This window comes from Oceanispirochaeta sp., assembly GCF_027859075.1.
In the GTDB taxonomy this organism is placed as follows: domain Bacteria; phylum Spirochaetota; class Spirochaetia; order DSM-2461; family DSM-2461; genus Oceanispirochaeta.
Genome location: NZ_JAQIBL010000238.1, coordinates 1 through 15,694 on the forward strand (window position 1 = coordinate 1; position 15,694 = coordinate 15,694).

Annotated in this window: 15 protein-coding genes; 8 read left to right on the forward strand and 7 right to left on the reverse strand. The window is 46.3% G+C overall.

Features of this window, described 5'->3' with window-relative positions; all coding sequences use genetic code 11:
- The 6 genes from PF479_RS13135 to PF479_RS13155 form a co-directional block, all read right to left on the reverse strand.
- Nucleotides 1-223: ATP-binding cassette domain-containing protein (locus tag PF479_RS13135; RefSeq protein ID WP_298007352.1), on the reverse strand; the 223-nt coding region annotated here is incomplete at its 3' end.
- A gap of 69 nt (nucleotides 224-292) precedes the next feature.
- Nucleotides 293-934 (reverse strand): ECF transporter S component, encoded by a 642-nt coding sequence (locus tag PF479_RS13140; RefSeq protein WP_298007353.1) that lies wholly within the window; start codon nucleotides 932-934, stop codon nucleotides 293-295.
- A gap of 53 nt (nucleotides 935-987) precedes the next feature.
- A complete protein-coding gene (locus tag PF479_RS13145; protein WP_298007355.1) occupies nucleotides 988-2,358 on the reverse strand; it encodes a monomethylamine:corrinoid methyltransferase in 1,371 nt (456 codons plus the stop codon).
- A 463-nt stretch (nucleotides 2,359-2,821) separates the two neighbouring features.
- Nucleotides 2,822-3,571: a class I SAM-dependent methyltransferase gene (locus tag PF479_RS13150; RefSeq protein WP_298007357.1), complete on the reverse strand. Its 750-nt coding sequence runs from the start codon at nucleotides 3,569-3,571 to the stop codon at nucleotides 2,822-2,824.
- Between the two features lie 211 nt (nucleotides 3,572-3,782).
- Nucleotides 3,783-3,869 carry a DUF1697 domain-containing protein gene (locus PF479_RS20840; protein ID WP_367277242.1) on the reverse strand — a complete coding sequence of 29 codons (87 nt, stop codon included), beginning with the start codon at nucleotides 3,867-3,869 and terminating at the stop codon, nucleotides 3,783-3,785.
- A 53-nt stretch (nucleotides 3,870-3,922) separates the two neighbouring features.
- A complete protein-coding gene (locus PF479_RS13155) occupies nucleotides 3,923-4,522 on the reverse strand; it encodes an NAD(P)H-dependent oxidoreductase (RefSeq protein ID WP_298007359.1) in 600 nt (199 codons plus the stop codon).
- A 143-nt stretch (nucleotides 4,523-4,665) separates the two neighbouring features.
- On the opposite strand from PF479_RS13155, the gene PF479_RS13160 reads away from it, so the two are divergent.
- From PF479_RS13160 to PF479_RS13195, 8 genes are all read left to right on the forward strand, one after another.
- Nucleotides 4,666-5,103 carry a MarR family transcriptional regulator gene (locus PF479_RS13160; RefSeq protein WP_298007361.1) on the forward strand — a complete coding sequence of 146 codons (438 nt, stop codon included), beginning with the start codon at nucleotides 4,666-4,668 and terminating at the stop codon, nucleotides 5,101-5,103.
- A 19-nt stretch (nucleotides 5,104-5,122) separates the two neighbouring features.
- The gene (locus tag PF479_RS13165; protein WP_298007363.1) at nucleotides 5,123-6,166 is read left to right on the forward strand and encodes a zinc-dependent alcohol dehydrogenase family protein; all 1,044 of its coding nucleotides are present in this window, start codon (nucleotides 5,123-5,125) and stop codon (nucleotides 6,164-6,166) included.
- Nucleotides 6,167-6,249: 83 nt separating this feature from the next.
- Nucleotides 6,250-7,509: a HAMP domain-containing sensor histidine kinase gene (locus PF479_RS13170; RefSeq protein WP_298007365.1), complete on the forward strand. Its 1,260-nt coding sequence runs from the start codon at nucleotides 6,250-6,252 to the stop codon at nucleotides 7,507-7,509.
- Nucleotides 7,491-8,849 carry a sigma-54 dependent transcriptional regulator gene (locus PF479_RS13175; protein ID WP_298007367.1) on the forward strand — a complete coding sequence of 453 codons (1,359 nt, stop codon included), beginning with the start codon at nucleotides 7,491-7,493 and terminating at the stop codon, nucleotides 8,847-8,849. The genes PF479_RS13170 and PF479_RS13175 overlap by 19 nt, the downstream gene beginning before the upstream one ends.
- Before the next feature lie 170 nt (nucleotides 8,850-9,019).
- Nucleotides 9,020-10,306, forward strand: coding sequence for a TolC family protein (locus PF479_RS13180; protein ID WP_298007369.1), 1,287 nt, complete (start codon nucleotides 9,020-9,022; stop codon nucleotides 10,304-10,306).
- Between the two features lie 41 nt (nucleotides 10,307-10,347).
- Nucleotides 10,348-11,325 (forward strand): efflux RND transporter periplasmic adaptor subunit, encoded by a 978-nt coding sequence (locus PF479_RS13185; RefSeq protein WP_298007370.1) that lies wholly within the window; start codon nucleotides 10,348-10,350, stop codon nucleotides 11,323-11,325.
- A 14-nt stretch (nucleotides 11,326-11,339) separates the two neighbouring features.
- Nucleotides 11,340-14,447, forward strand: coding sequence for an efflux RND transporter permease subunit (locus PF479_RS13190; RefSeq protein ID WP_298007372.1), 3,108 nt, complete (start codon nucleotides 11,340-11,342; stop codon nucleotides 14,445-14,447).
- Nucleotides 14,444-14,740 carry a PG0541 family transporter-associated protein gene (locus tag PF479_RS13195; protein WP_298007374.1) on the forward strand — a complete coding sequence of 99 codons (297 nt, stop codon included), beginning with the start codon at nucleotides 14,444-14,446 and terminating at the stop codon, nucleotides 14,738-14,740. The genes PF479_RS13190 and PF479_RS13195 overlap by 4 nt, the downstream gene beginning before the upstream one ends.
- Before the next feature lie 83 nt (nucleotides 14,741-14,823).
- Here PF479_RS13195 and PF479_RS13200 read toward each other — a convergent pair.
- Nucleotides 14,824-15,694 (reverse strand): FAD-dependent oxidoreductase (locus PF479_RS13200; RefSeq protein WP_298007376.1); only part of this gene is annotated, 871 nt, incomplete at its 5' end.

A 15,694-nucleotide genomic window follows, 5' to 3' on the forward strand; every position in this document is an offset into this window, starting at 1 on the left:
TGGCTGTTCCTTCAATCAGGACTTTGCCCTCCAGTACTCCCCCCATGAGATGGGGGGTTCTGCCGTTAAACAGGTCACAGAGAGTGGATTTTCCGCTTCCTCCCGGACCGACCAGAATATTAAAACTGCCCTGGAGCAGCTTAAAACTGATGTCCTTCAGAACAGGTTCGTCCTCTTCATTGTACCTGTAGGATACATTCTGGAATTCGACAGAATAGGCCATATTGTTTCTCTCCTGGTTTTATTAAATAAGGGCTGCTCCGACTTTTCTCATTACAGCCCTTTTGTGGTTTTATTTCTTCCGGGATGAACGGATCAGTCCGGTTTTTGCTAATTTACTGGCCAGGATATAACCCAGAACGCCACTGAAAACTGCTCCGGAAATCATGTTGACGGGAACGGCCATCCAGACGTCTTTGGAGTAGGAGGGATCCCAACCGAAGAACACAGAACTCCAGAGGGTTCCGAACTGTGAAGAAGCAATTCCAGCCATAATGGCGGTAATAAGACCGAACCGGGAATATCCGACGCAGAGCAGAATTGCTTCAATGGCGAGTCCCTGTGAAATTCCCCAGCCCAGTGTACCGATTCCGGCAGCATTTCCAAGAAGTACTTCTGTAGATGCTTCGATGAGACCGAACATCAGGGCAATTCCGGGTTTCCGTACGATAAATACGGCCAGAATATAGGCCCACATGAACATTCCCTGAATCATAGCTCCCCCCAGAGGACCAAGGGATGTGTTGGCCAGATACCAGAGATTTCCAACACCTGTATTGATCACACCGGCAATGGCTGCCAGTACAGCTACGATAACAAGGTTCTGTGTGGTATAACCGCCTTTTTCCTTGTCTACCTGATTCTTGTCTGTAAAACGGGCAATAAGACCCAATAGAGCAACAAGCACCACGTTAAAAACAGTGTAAAATGTCATAATTCCTTCTCCTTGAAAAATATTTAACCCGGCAATGCTCAGCCGGAGGATTCCTATAACATGATGCCCATTTCAATGAGCTCATTTTTTACTTCATTGTAAATTTTCTGCCATTCAGGCCGTGGCTGCACTGTTAAGAGGTCATAGGCTTCTTCGATGGATTTTCCGGGGTTGCCCCCTTCCTGTTCAAACACATATTCATATTTCTGCAGAAGGGCTTGTATTATTTTGTTCCCATCAGACAGTGTCATTTTCTGTTTCGTAATCCCATGAGCCACTTCGGCCATCAGGCGGACTTCCAGACCGGTTCCATGAGGTTTGCTTCCGTCTGCGGAGCCCACTCCTTCCAGATGTCCTCCGCTCAAAGAGATGGCAATCGTATTGGCCGCGACTTCATAGAGGAGTTCTTTTGTGACGGCGCCGCTTTTGGGATAAACATCACAGACAATCACCCCGGGGGCATTTCGTGCAAAAGCCTGGCAGACAATGCTCTGAAGCCACATGCAGCCTCTGGCAGATGTCGCTACATAGCGGATGTGGATCGGGTGGCAGAGATGGTAGTCGGCAAGGCAGACAATATTGGCTGCCAGAAAGGACGCTACCTCAACCACTGCGGCTCCCGGTGCGTCACCGGCCAGTCCTCCCACCATGACTGTTGCCAGGGAGGCATTGGCCATGCCGTAAAACAGGGAGTTTGCCGCCCGAATCATATTGCCCTGATCAATCATAAGCTCATTGAACATCGCCACAAGATGAGAATCACAGGGACGTAGAAGATCAGGGTGCGTTGCTGCCAGGTCGCCAATTTCGGTGACACTGCTCTCCGCTGCCAGCATCCCCAGCCCCGGGCGTCCGACCTCTTCCCGGACCTGTTTGAGGTAGGATAGTTCACGCCTGGAAGCAATGAGTTCACTCACTTCTCCGGATACCACGCTCACCCCATCCACATCCACCAGGGAACCACAGGTGATCAGGTCTACAAGAGGTTCCTGAGCCCAGCTTTTTACGGAAGCTTTGAAAATTTTCTCAGGAGTCGGAACCCCCGGATTCCCGGCCCAGATGGTGGGAGGATTTGTATCCAGAATTTTCCGCGGCAGGAGGGAGCAGGAATCTTTTCCCTCACCCATATGGAGAGGTCTGTCCATTTTGTGAATACCCTCATTGATTTCCTGTTCGGAGAGGGGAATGATGCGCCCCTGGTTCAGGGCATAGACGCCAATGTCTATGATAAGTTCTTTTCCGGCTGTGAAAATCCTGTCGGCCAGATCCGGCTGATCAGGAGTAATGTCTGTTTCATCCCAGGTGAGATCATATTTCTCAACCAGGGCCTGTACTTTTTCGATGATTTTGAAGTCCCAATCCTCTTTGGAAAGGGCTTGTCCTGTCCGGGCTCGCTCAGATATTTCAAGATAGTTATGGATCATATTATTCCCCTTATGGATCAAAAGGTTCACTTAAAATCCTGGTAAGGAGATGCTGATATTTATGCGGATGTTTGGAACAGATCAAAAAATCCCGCACAGATACCCAAAACCTTTTTCCAAATGTTTTAAGCTCATTGCGCGACCCCGATACCGGATTGGTATGTTCAGGCTTCCCGTCCTCAATGTCGGCGCACGGAATTTTCAAATTGTCTTTGTAAGATCAAAGCTTGTCTGACCTTGTCGTTGATAATAACAAAAAAAAATAAGAAAACACAACGTTTTTCTTGTTTTTTCTTGAAAAGACCCCAGAAATCATCCCGTAATTCTCAGATCCTACGATAAAGTAGGAATTATTGATGATTTGTGGGCCCTGTAATCAGGACAGATGGTTTCTGAGGAATTGCTGGAAATTTGGAAACACCCAGGATGCGAGGTTCGGGATTGGAATATTAAACTTTATATGTCAGACCTTGCGCCCGATGTAAAAAACATATCCGTAATAATCTTTGTATTTTTTATAGAGGTCTATCTCATTCTGTTCCTCTTTGACCAGATTCTCTGCTTTCTTGTCTTTCAGATGTCTCTTCAGAAACTCAGGGATTCGGGAGAGCATGGGAGAGTAGTAATTATCCATCCAGCTCTGTTCAGAGAGTGTAAAACTCCCTGCCAGTTCATACCCGCCTTGCTGCAGCTGTTCTTTCTTGACTTCAGCGGAACGGATCTCCGAGTAGGTTCCCGACCAGAACTCTTCCAGTTCGGGAGGTCTGTTGTCTTTCAGCCAGGTTAATTCCGAGACGGCGATGTAACCGCCGGGTTTCAGGAATCTTCTCCAGGCCTGCAGGCCCTTCTGGAACCCCATGTTGTAAATGGCCCCTTCTGACCAGATCAGATCCAGAGATTCTTCCTCGAAAGGCAGATCATCCATGGAGCATTGAAGAGTATTGATTCTCTCCTTGAATCCCTGCCCGGCGGCATGTTCCTTCACCTTCTCCAGAAACTCGGGAAAGAGGTCGACGGCTATGATTTTTCCATGAGTCAAACGAGCCAGATCCAGGGTCTGGGCACCGCTGCCGCAGCCGATGTCGGCTATATTAAGTTCATTGGAAAGATTCAGATTTGTCAGTTTGAGTGCTTTTAATGTTTCTTCCTTACTGCCTGGAGCCAGACGTATCGCCTCTTTGTGGAAATCTACAATCAGTTCTATATCCTTCATTATTTTTAAGTCTCCTCAGACATTTGAACCATCATTTTAATCGTCCGTAAATTGCGTGTTGTTGCTTTCAGGTTCAGTTTTTTTTCAGAAAAGCATTGGTCAGCTTTGATTTTCTATAACCTTCCGGGCAATATATCCATAGGGTTTTCCCTAAATATACTAATTTCTCAGTGGTTCGGACAAATTTATTTACAGATCCAGAGTCCTTGGTTCAGTATTGAAGATCCTTCAGATCGGTCATTACAATCTTCTTCTGTCCGCTGACATTGATTTCCCGCAGGAAGGCTATGAATGTCATTTTATTTCCCCTGAAAATGTCCAGATAAAATAATCATAAGGAGAGAATCTCATTTATGCAGCGGCGGATTTCAGTTTTGTCATATAATTTTTGACTTTTTCCAGATTTTTGCCTTGCCGCCCCCCAGATTTTTCCATAAAACCGAACTCAAAGAAGTGGATGTCCTTAATACCGACAAAATTGAAGACGGCCTTTCTCATCAGGGTCTTATGGGCATTATTCAATAACAGAGCCGTATAACCTGTCGGTCCTTTCATGGTTGAGACGCAGATGACTTTCTTACCTTTTAGAAGACCTTCGGGCATGATATGCCCTTTTTCCTGTTTGAAGGCAAAACCCGAAGCCATCATCCTGTCAATGAATCCCATCAGCATGGCAGGGGGGCGTCCCCACCAGATGGGATAAATAAAGATGACCGTGTCTGCCTGAGTTATTTTCTGTCTGTACAATTCCAGTTCAGGGTCTTTATGCATATCTCTTCTTTTTATCTCACTGTTAAAGATGAGAGCGGGATTAAAATTTTCCCTGTAGAGATCCAGGACGTCAATATTTTTAATATGGGGATTTGAACGCAGCCCTTCCAGGGTAGAATTCAGAAAACTTCTGTTCAGGCTCTCTTCTGAAGGATGGGTAAAGACGATAAGGGTATTCATGGACACTCCTTTTTAGTTATCATATGATAAATATAAGAAAACATTAATTTGTTGTCAATGGATAAGTATTAAAAGATAAGTTTTTAATAAAATTGCATTTGAATATTGTATTTGAAAAGGTTGAGGGTTAATCTATTCCTATTATGACCGAAGATGATGTATTTCAGAGGGTGGCTGCCTTTATTTCCAATATTCATACATTGGAGTCAGACCTGGCACAGCTAATCCAGGATAATGAACTCACCTCTCTGCAGCAGGATCTCTTGCGGATTCTTTATTTTTCGGGTCCCCGGAATCTGAGTTCCCTCAGTACCTGCATGAATATGAATCTTCCCAACAGCAGCAGGGAAGTCAAGCGTCTGAGCGAAGCAGGTCTGATCTTGAAAGAAAACTCTCTTCTGGATAAACGGGTTACCGAATTATCATTGAGCGATTCAGGAAGAAGAAAGGTCGAAGAAGGACTGGAGAAAATGAAAGCCAGCCTCTTTTCCTCCTCGGGTGAGTGGACAACCCGGCGAGTGGAACGGGTGCTCGCCAGCCTGACCATCCTGGAAGAAGAACTTTTCCCTCCCCATACCTAATTCAAGGAGTCTCTATACAATGAAAGCCGCCTGTTATGAACAGTTTCAACAGCCTTTGACTCTCCAGAACCTACCCGAACCATCCCCGGCAGATCACGGTGTCGTGATCAAGGTGGAGGCTTCCGGACTATGCCGGAGCGACTGGCATGGTTGGATGGGTCATGACCCCGATATCAGTCTACCCCATGTTCCGGGTCATGAATTGGCGGGAACCATTGCCGAAACAGGAAAAGAGGTCCGTCACTGGAAGGTGGGAGACCGGGTGACTGTTCCCTTTGTCTGCGCCTGCGGCAGCTGCCCTGAATGTGCGACCGGGAATCAGCAGATCTGTGATCATCAGACCCAGCCGGGATTCACCCATTGGGGCTCCTTTGCCGAATATGTCGCCCTGGATTATGGGGATGTCAACCTTGTGTCCCTGCCTGAGTCCATGGATTATGTGACCGCAGCCAGCCTGGGCTGCCGCTTTGTCACCTCCTTCAGGGCGGTGGTGGATCAGGGACGATTGCGCCCGGGAGAATGGGTGGCTGTCTATGGCTGCGGGGGAGTGGGCCTGTCGGCTATCATGATTGCCAAAGCCCTGGGAGCCCAGGTTGTAGCCATCGATATCGGAGAAGATAAACTGGCTGCCGCCAGGAGCCTGGGAGCCGACCAGCTGATCAATGCCTCTGTTTGTTCCTCTGTGGTAGAGGCTGTAAAGGATGCCAGTCAGGGTGGAGTTCATCTCTCTCTGGATGCCCTGGGCAGCCCTCAGACATGCTTCAATTCAATTTCCGGGCTCCGTAAACGGGGGCGCCATGTCCAGATCGGTCTTATGCTGGCCGAACATAGCCGGCCTGCTCTGCCCATGGATATTGTGATCTCCCGGGAACTGGAAATCCTGGGAAGCCACGGCATACAGGCCCACAGGTATCCCGAGATGCTGGGCATGATTGCCTCGGGCCTTCTGGCCCCCGAAAAACTGGTGGGTTCCAAAATCAGCCTTACAGAATCTTTGACGGCACTGACCGATATGGACAGTTTCAGAGGAACCGGAGTGACAGTGATCGATCGGTTTTATTGATATCCGACTTTCGGCTTTTCCCTGAAATACAATAGTGTGGAGTTTGCCTGTCATGGATCATTCGGGATATACTTTTACATAGTATGAAAGAAAAAACGTATTTCTATATGACTATGGTTATTATGTTCCTCATGCTCTCAGTCATGACACTCCTGATTTTAGAGGGGAAAGTCAGAGAGCGGCAGCGGTTTTCTGTCATGGAGTATGAGAAGCTCATGTATCGATTTTATCAGAACTATCTGGTAGGAGAATCCCTGGATGCTCAGATGATTGATGAAGTTCCGGGGTTTGGTTTATACAATTTTTATGGTGACTCCCTTTACCGGTATGGCAAGGCGGTCAACCATGTTGAAAATGAATATATTCTCCCTTTTTTTAACAGGGAAGAGAAAACCATCGTTGTTGTGAGAGATCTGCTCAATCCCTTTATGCCGGTTTCCAATCCCAAAGAGAGGGCCCTCTTCACAGGGATATACAGTAAAGCATACCAGAATGCACTGAATGAAACAGATGAAACAAAAAAGACAATGATCCGCTATGTCTATATGGTCGTCAGGGATGAGTATGTTTATCGTCTTTTATTCCTGTTCAGAAGTCTACAAATCATATTTACTCTGATTAACATCCTGATTGTGATGCTGATCGGGCGGCTGTATCTCAGAAATATAAAATACAGAAAACTGATTGAGGAGCAGGAGCGGCTGGTCCTGCTGGGAGTCGCATCCCGAACATTGACTCATGAGATCAAAAACCCCCTCAGCAGTATCCGTCTTCAGAGCTCTATCATACAGCGGACGGGATGTGAACTGCATCACAAGGAACTCAGAATCATCAATGAAGAAGTCGAGCGATTATCCCTGCTTTCAGAGCGTGTCGGAGACTTCCTGAGGCATCCGGAAGGGAACCCTGAGATTGTGGATATGTCAGATCTGACTGTAGCCTATGTCGATCGTTTTTCCGGAAGGATCCCGATTCTAAACCGAAAAGACTGTCCTTTCTTACCTGTTCAGATTGATCTGGATCGTTACCGTTCCATTTTGGATAATCTGATTAATAATGCCCTTGAGAGTAAAAGCCCGGAAAAGGATATTACAATCACTCTGGCAAAGCACGGCCATGAAGCCCTCCTTTTGGTTTCTGATAAAGGAATGGGTATCTCCCAGGAACATATGGATAAAATGTTCGATCCCTATTTTACAACAAAATCTAGAGGCTCCGGTGTGGGACTATCCATCGTTCAGAGCTTTGTCAAAGCCGCCGATGGGCAGGTGAATATCCAGTCACAACCGGGGGAAGGAACTCAGGTTTCTATCCGTTTTCCTCTTTGCAGGGGGGACCTCTGAAAATCCTTGTTGTAGATGATGAATCTAATATCCGGAACAGCCTTAAGATCATCCTGGAGCAGGAGGGCTACCGGGTTGACTGTGCTGAAAATGGGTTGTCAGCTCAAAGATTTATGGAGCAGAGTCAATATGATGCGGGTATTTTTGACCTTAAAATGCCCGGAATGTCCGGCTTGGAGTTACTTGAATGGAAGAAGGAATCCTCCCTGAATTTTCCGGTTATCATGATTTCGGCTTTCGGAGAAGTGGAAGATGCAGTGAGAGCATTGAAAACCGGAGCGGAAGATTATGTTGTCAAACCCTTTGATCCTGATGTACTCCTTGAAAAGCTGGCTCTACAGGACAACTTTCACAGCACTTCCCGGGAATTTGAAGAAAGATATGATGGAACTGATCAGGAATTCTTTCTTGGGAAAGGGCCTCTTATGGAGAAGCATTATCATCGCCTGAACAGGATAGCGAAAACCCGGTCTACCGTATTGATTACAGGAGAAAGCGGTGTCGGAAAAGAGGTCTCAGCCAGAATGATACATTCCATGTCCGACCAGTCGGAGAGCCTGTTTCTGGCCATTAATATCGGAGGAATGCCAGAAAACCTGCTGGAAAGTGAACTCTTTGGTTATGAAAAAGGGGCTTTCACAGGAGCGGACAAACAGAAGAAAGGACTTTTTGAACTTGCTTCAGGGGGAACTCTCTTCCTGGATGAGATTGGAGAGATGAATCTCGCCCTCCAGGTCAAAGTATTGAGAGTGCTTCAGGAAAAGCAGTTCCGGCGTTTGGGGGGGCTGGAAACCCAGGCCATTAATGCAAGGATCATAACCGCGACGAACCGCTCTCTGGAAGATATGGTCGAAAAAGGACTGTTCCGGGAAGATCTCTATTATCGATTGAATGTGGCCCGGCTGGAAATCCCTACCCTGAGAGACCGCAAAGAGGATCTGCCCCGGCTTGTCGGGTTTCTTATTGATAAACTGAACACAAAGATGGACCTCCGTATTGAATCTCTTTCCCGTGATGCCTGGTCAGAACTGACTGCCTACTCCTTTCCCGGGAATATCCGAGAGTTGGAAAATATACTGGAACGAGCCATGATTTTTGCCGAGGGGAGTGTCTTGGAGTCAGAAGATCTGGAATTACCTCATACAAACAATTCTCCCCAGACTAAGGATCCGAGACATTCTGGCCTGGCCGGACGCACATTGAAAGACCTGGAAAGAACAACCATTCTTGCGGCTCTTCAAAGATGGGAAGGGAATCGGAGTCAGGCCGCCAGGGAACTGGGTATCTCCCGGCGTACCATTATCAATAAAATCTCCGAATATGGACTGAATGACATATAATATTCTCTCCTGATGTACTGTGCATAATGGGGAAACTGTGAATAAACTGCACACTCTCCTCTCCCCTCTATTTTGGTTCACCCGTGTCTAAAGGTTGTTTTAAGTCCTTAGGATAGTTGGCATGAATATTGCGTTAATAGTCTGAAAATACTTATTCAGGATGTTAGTGCATGAGAAATACTCAAAAAATAATATTATTACTCACTTTTATTTGTATCGGGTTTCCAGCGGTGGCCCAAACACTCTTCCTCACAGAGGACGATTCTGTCAATTTGGCTCTTAAGCAAAATCTGTCGCTTCAAAACTCAAGAATTGACTTGACTCTCTCTCAAGAACAGGAACAGTACAGCTGGAACTATCTGATCCCGGAGATCAAGGCAAGCGCAGGGTTAAGCCGTACTGAACAGCTGTTGAATAATTCCAGCCCTGAAGGCTCCTGGGGAGTTACTGCCGGTTTAGATCTGTCTCAATCTTTGAATCTTTCAAGTTTTTTAGCCCGTTCCAGAGCTCTGTTAAATCTGGAATATCAGAACCTGTCCTATGAGTCCGATTTGAACACACTCAGTCTGAATGTCCGTCAGGAGTTCTACTACCTCCTGGCATACAGCGAAAATCTGGCTCTCCAGCAGAAAAATCTGGACTTGGCCAAAAAAAGGTATGACCAGAGTACTACCAATTTCAAAAACGGGCTGGCATCCAAACTGGATGTCCTGGAAGCCCGGAACTCCTATGAATCTCTGCGGCCCGATTTTACCGATGCAAAAACGTCCTATAACACTCAGCTTATGTCCTTTAACAGACTCCTGGGGCTGGATTTAAATCAGGGAATTGAATTGCAGGGATCTTTGGAACGGACTCCTCTGGATCTGGATGCAGATGCCCTTGTTGAAGAATGCCTGAGTGGACGTCTGGATGTACAGTCGGGACTGAAAAACATTGAGATTCAGGAGTCCCAGTTGAAATCCATTAAATCAGGATACCTCTCTCCTACTCTCAGCCTGGGGGCCAAGTGGACCAATACACAAACAGACCTTTCTTCCGATTCAGCCTGGAATGACAGTGCTCTGTTTTCTCTTCAATTGAGTTTCCCCATTAATAGCTATATCAAGGGATCATCAGAACAGCTGAGTATTTCTGAAACGAAGCTGTCCCTGGAGAAGCTTGAAATTAAGCTTAAGGAAACTCTGGAGGATGGGGCTCAGGAAATCAGGTCTCTCATCATGGAATTGGAAGGCTCTAAAGAAAATATTGAGATAATCCAGGTCAGTGTTCTTCTGGCTCAGGAGAATTATGAAATGGTGGAAGCTGCCTTTCATTCTGGAACTAAAGAGCTTCTGGATGTGGAAGATGCACAGAACAAACTCTTATCAGCCAACTTAAACCTGGTATTAAGCCGCTACAGTTATATAAGCGGTCTACTAAAGCTTGAAAACGCCCTGAACATCCCCTTGCAATAGTCCAGGGAGCCACGAGAAAAATACTTTTAAAAGGAAATATTATGAGTGAAATGGGAAAAAACAAAAAAATGTCTGAAAATAAACTGACCGGATTTATCCTGATCATTTTAATCACTATTGTTCTGGGGGTCCTGGCCTATAGCATCCTGGGAGGTACTCCCGTGGCTGCTACCGGTAAAGGTGGTCCAGCAGGGATGAAAGGACCGGATAAGGGGGCACAAAATGAATCCCTCGTTTATACGGTGCGCTCTGAAAATGTCTCTATGAGTACTTTAAAAAACTATTTGAAGATCAATGGTGATGTGATCGCTGAAAACAGTGTTGATATCTATCCTGATGCTGCAGGTAAACTCACAAAATTGGAGATCTCTTTAGGAAGTTATATTCGCAAAGGACAGATCATTGCCGAAGTTGATCCCTCCCTTCCTGGTCAGATCTATATTGCCAGTCCCGTACGATCCACAATCTCGGGAACCATAACAGATCTGCCTTATAAGGTGGGTGCGACAATTTCGTCCACTTCCGTACCAGTGGCAACCGTAGGGGATCTGACAGATCTGCTCCTGGTCAGTTATATCCCTGAAAAAAAAATGGCTGAAATCGCCCTGGGCCAGAAAGCTGAAATCCAGTTTGAACCTTATGGTCAGGAGATCTTTATGGGAACCGTATCAGAGATCAGCCCCTTGCTGGACCGGTCATCCAGAACCCTGGAAATCCGGATCTCCCTGGATAAGATAGACAAACGTATCAAATCGGGAATGTTCGGATCCGTCCGTCTGTTTACAAAGATCCGCTCTGGTGTTCTGACCATTTCCAACGACAGCATCACCAGTTCGGCTGCAGGAACCTTTGTGTATGTGATCAAGGGTGACAATACAGTGGAACAGCGTTTTTTTGAGACGGGCCTTACTGTTGACAGCGTCACTGAAATCGTCAGCGGACTGACTGATGGTGAACAGGTTGTTACCCGGGGACAGAGCATGCTGCAGAATGGTTCTTCCGTTAAAGTTGCGGAATAAGGAGTTCTTAACTTATGAGTATTACCGAAACCGTTGTTAAACGGCCTATAACAGTTGTTATCATATTTGCCATTTTTATAGGGTTGGCAGCCTTTTTAGTCCCGAATATTCCGGTCGCTCTTTTTCCCGATATGGAAATGCCAGTCATTATGATTAACACCATGTATCCGGGAGCCAGTCCTGAAGATGTGGAAGCCAATATTACCGATGTGCTGGAGAAACAGCTCTCTAATGTGAGTGATCTGGAATCCATTACATCCACCTCTTCAGAAGGTTCCAGCCGAATCAGTATGGAGTTCAGCTACTCAAAAGATCTTGATGACGCGACAAACGATATCAGGGATAAACTGGAAACCCTTGCGGATTCACTGCCTGATGATGCAGAGAGTCCGACTATTTTCAAGATGAACTCTGATAATATGCCTGTCATGACCCTGGCTATTCTGGGGGATCTCTCTCAGAACGAACTCAAAGCTATCGGAGAAGACACGGTTCAGCCCTTGCTGGAACGGGTCAAGGGAGTTGCCAATATTACAGTCCGGGGGGGGCAGGATGAGATTGTTAAGGTCGATGTGTCTCAGAATAGACTGGAAGCATATAATCTGACTCTCACGCAAGTTGCAAACTCCCTGGATAAGCAGAATTATCAATTAGGTGCAGGGAATATTCAGGTCGGGAGTACGGACTATCTGATACGTACAAGTGCAGAATTTGAATCGGTCGAAGAGATAGAAAACGTAGTCGTCGCGACATTCACAGACAGTTATGATTCCCCTGTAAAAGAGGTCCGGCTGAAAGATGTGGCTGATGTATCCATCACAAATGAGGATGAAGAGTCCAGGGTCTATATCAATGGTAGATATGGCGTCACAATCTCCATTCAGAAAGAGTCAGATGCCAACAGCATCTCTGTTTCTGATGAAGTGACAGGAACACTGGAAGAGATTAATAAGGCCCTGCCCGATGGTGTGGATGTAAACGTTTTAACCGACGACTCCTCAACAATCCGCTCCATTATGAATCAGACCTACAAATCTCTCTTTCAGGGAATCATCCTGGCGATGCTGGTTCTCTTCTTCTTTCTGCGGACATGGTCCAGTACAATTATTATTGCCCTATCCATTCCCATTTCCATTTTTATCACCATCCTCTTTATGTACTTTATGGGATTGTCCATCAACCTTTTGACCCTGACGGGGATCATCCTCGGATTGGGGATGGTCGTCGACTGTTCCATCGTTATCATTGAGAATATCTACAGGTTCCGGGAACGTGGCACAAAGCTGAAATCCTCGGCAATCCTGGGCAGCCGGGAGATGATCATGTCCATCACGGCCTCCACATTGACAACAGTTTGCGTTTTTATCCCCATTCTGCTTTTTAGAGACCAGCTGGGGATGATGGGACAGATCTTTGGAGCCATGTCCTATACCATTGTCATCGCTCTTGTTGTCTCTCTTCTGGTCGCTCTGACTCTGGTTCCCTCTCTGTCTGCCAACTATTTGAAAATCTACACAAGGATACAGAAACCTCTTCAAAATAAATATCTACAGAAAACGGACCAGTTTTTTGCCCGGGGATTCGAGAATCTTGATCAGGGCTACAAAAAAATTCTGACCCTCCTGATGAATCATAAAGGAAAGGTTCTGATCCTTGTCGCTTTAGTTTTTGTTCTCTCGGTTCTGCAGTTTTCAAAGATGGGTATTATTATGGCTCCCCCCATGAGTGAGGACTCTATCAGACTCTCTCTGAAGCTTCCATCAGGAACCTCCCTGGATGAAACAGAACAGACCGCCCTGCAGATGGCCAAGATCTTTGATGATAAATACAGCGGTTCTTATGTAAATATGACCGTTACTATCGGAAGCGGAGGGGGATTCAGCAGTACCAGTGAATCCAATGCGGCCAATATCAGAATATCTCTGCCCACTTATCAGGAACAAATCGTGAGTGCAATAGATATGAAAGCTTTTCTACGGGAACACTTCAATGATTTTCCCTCCACCGTTGTCGAATTTGAATCCTTTGGGATGGGGGTTTCCAGTGATACTCCTGTAGATGTTGTCATCCGTTCGGATGATATGGATGCAGCGATGAACACTTCCAATGAAATCAAGGCCCTTATTGAAGACAATCTGCCTTTGATCACAGACCCCTCTACAGACCTGGATAATGGACTGCCCCAGATAGAGGTCCATATTGACCGGGACAGGGCCTATAACCTGGGATTGAACATGTATAATGTCGCCTTTGAAATTGGCGCCAGTATCAATGGACTGACGTCCACTCAGTACCGTATGGGGGGGGAAGAGCTTTCAGTCATTGTGGCCTTAAGAGATAAGGATAAGAGTTCAGTTCCTGATTTGAATAAAATCTTTGTCGTGAACAGCAGCGGAACCCGAATTGCTGTCTCCAATGTTGCCAGTCTTGATAAGTCCATCAGTCCTGTCAGCATTAACCGGGAGGAGCAGGAGAGACTAGTTCATGTCACTGCAGGACTGGCAGATGGCTATACTCTCACTGAGGCACAATCCGCACTGGAAGAGCTGCTGGATAATAAGCTGGTTCTGCCCGATGGAGTCTCTTATAGTATGGGAGGAGGATTCAGTGATATTTCAGATCAGATTCAGAATATGATCATGATCGTAATCATCGCCATCCTGTTGGTATTTGGAGTCATGGCAGCTCAATTTGAATCTTTAAAAGATCCCTTCATTATCCTTATGACCATCCCTTTGATGCTGATTGGTGTTGTTTTGCTCTATAGGGTGACTGGTAACACTTTCAGCATTATGTCAGCTGTCGGACTCGTTGTTCTGGTGGGATTGGTTGTCAATACAGGCATTGTTTTAGTGGATTATACAAATATGCTTCTCAAGAGGGGGTGGGACCTCAAGGAGGCCTGTGTTGAAGCAGCCGGGAACAGGCTGCGACCGATTCTTATGACAACCTTTACAACTATCCTGGGAATGTTTCCCCTTGCCTTTCTGGGGGGGGCTGGAACGGAACAGGTGCAGCCGATTGCTCAGACAATTATAGGAGGGCTGCTGGCCAGTTCAATCATGACCTTGTTTGTAACGCCTCTCCTATTCGCAGTAATGAATAAAAGGAGGTTTTCATGATTCGATTGGAAATTATAGCAAACAATACAGTAGAGGAAGACATCATCGAGGCCATGGAACATATTGATAAAGGGTTTTATTATTCAAAGATAAATTCTGTCCATGGCAGAGGGAAATCTGATCCCCGGTGGGGAGATGCTGTCTGGCCCGAAGAGAACTTCATCTTTATTGTATTCTGCGAGGATGACAAGGCTCTGGAGTTTGTAAAGGCAATTAATAAGGTCAAAGAGCGGTTTGACCGGGAGGGGATCAAGGTTTTTGCCATTCCCTTTCAATCTCCCATAGAAATTTAATACTCCTGCGGATTAAGGTTTGAATTTATACAATGAACTCTGGGATAATCTCATTTTTTGAGATTATCCCTTTTTCCTTGATCCTAGATCATCGGTTCTACGGTTCCGAACAAGTGGGGACGCCGGCTGAGCAGGGTCTCAAGGAGTTTGTAAAACCTCTCTTTGTCCCGGTCTCCCCTGGAATCATCAACAATACATCCATCATTCAGAGGAATCTGTCTCACAGTCCCTTTAAACCTGATCCTGACCGTCTCTCCTGGATTATGACTGTTCTCAAAATCTTCCATTTCACTGAATATGGTGGGTTTATCCATATAGGGATGCCCCTCCCAGGGGCAGAAATGACCGCAGTCCCCGCATTCATTGCAGTAGGCATCAATGTGAATGATCTGATAGGGGTCGTTGAAGAGACCCAGATCTCCCACCGGAAAGGCGATGTTGGACCTGTTGGGGCAGACATCCACACATTTGTTACAGACATAATTGCATTCAAGGCAGCGGGTCAGCTCGGTGTCTCCGAACTGGATAATGTCGCTGTAGGTTCTGGCATCGGGTTTCTTGAAGATGTACCCTTTCTTGTCCTGGATCTCCTCCTCCCTTTTCTGCGGGTCAACAAAAGGCAGGATTTCATTCCTGGACCACGATTGATCTTCCTTTCGGGTGATGGCATCCGCAGTTCTTCGCCCTTCGGCTATGCATCTTACAATTGTTGATGCCCCGGTCCGGCTGTCTCCGCTGAGATACACATTATCGATATTGGTTTCACCATTGTCTCCTGTAATGACCAGGCCCCATGGGGTGGTTTCCAATCCGATCTCTTTCATCTGGATCTCATCCGGATCATCTCCGATGGCATAAATCAATGTATCGATTTTCATCATTTCAATATGGTCTGTCGCGATGGGACGCCTCCGGCCTGAATCGTCTTTTTCGCCCAGTTTCATGACACGGAGG

Excerpts from the sequence above, each read along its gene's own strand:
- PF479_RS20840 (WP_367277242.1), bottom strand. The coding sequence starts at position 3,869 with ATGACATTCATAGCCTTCCTGCGGGAAATCAATGTCAGCGGACAGAAG.
- PF479_RS13185 (WP_298007370.1), top strand. The coding sequence starts at position 10,348 with ATGAGTGAAATGGGAAAAAACAAAAAAATGTCTGAAAATAAACTGACC.
- PF479_RS13190 (WP_298007372.1), top strand. The coding sequence starts at position 11,340 with ATGAGTATTACCGAAACCGTTGTTAAACGGCCTATAACAGTTGTTATC.
- PF479_RS13195 (WP_298007374.1), top strand. The coding sequence starts at position 14,444 with ATGATTCGATTGGAAATTATAGCAAACAATACAGTAGAGGAAGACATC.
- PF479_RS13150 (WP_298007357.1), bottom strand. The coding sequence starts at position 3,571 with ATGAAGGATATAGAACTGATTGTAGATTTCCACAAAGAGGCGATACGT.
- PF479_RS13145 (WP_298007355.1), bottom strand. The coding sequence starts at position 2,358 with ATGATCCATAACTATCTTGAAATATCTGAGCGAGCCCGGACAGGACAA.
- PF479_RS13155 (WP_298007359.1), bottom strand. The coding sequence starts at position 4,522 with ATGAATACCCTTATCGTCTTTACCCATCCTTCAGAAGAGAGCCTGAAC.
- PF479_RS13140 (WP_298007353.1), bottom strand. The coding sequence starts at position 934 with ATGACATTTTACACTGTTTTTAACGTGGTGCTTGTTGCTCTATTGGGT.
- PF479_RS13180 (WP_298007369.1), top strand. The coding sequence starts at position 9,020 with ATGAGAAATACTCAAAAAATAATATTATTACTCACTTTTATTTGTATC.
- PF479_RS13160 (WP_298007361.1), top strand. The coding sequence starts at position 4,666 with ATGACCGAAGATGATGTATTTCAGAGGGTGGCTGCCTTTATTTCCAAT.
- PF479_RS13170 (WP_298007365.1), top strand. The coding sequence starts at position 6,250 with ATGAAAGAAAAAACGTATTTCTATATGACTATGGTTATTATGTTCCTC.
- PF479_RS13165 (WP_298007363.1), top strand. The coding sequence starts at position 5,123 with ATGAAAGCCGCCTGTTATGAACAGTTTCAACAGCCTTTGACTCTCCAG.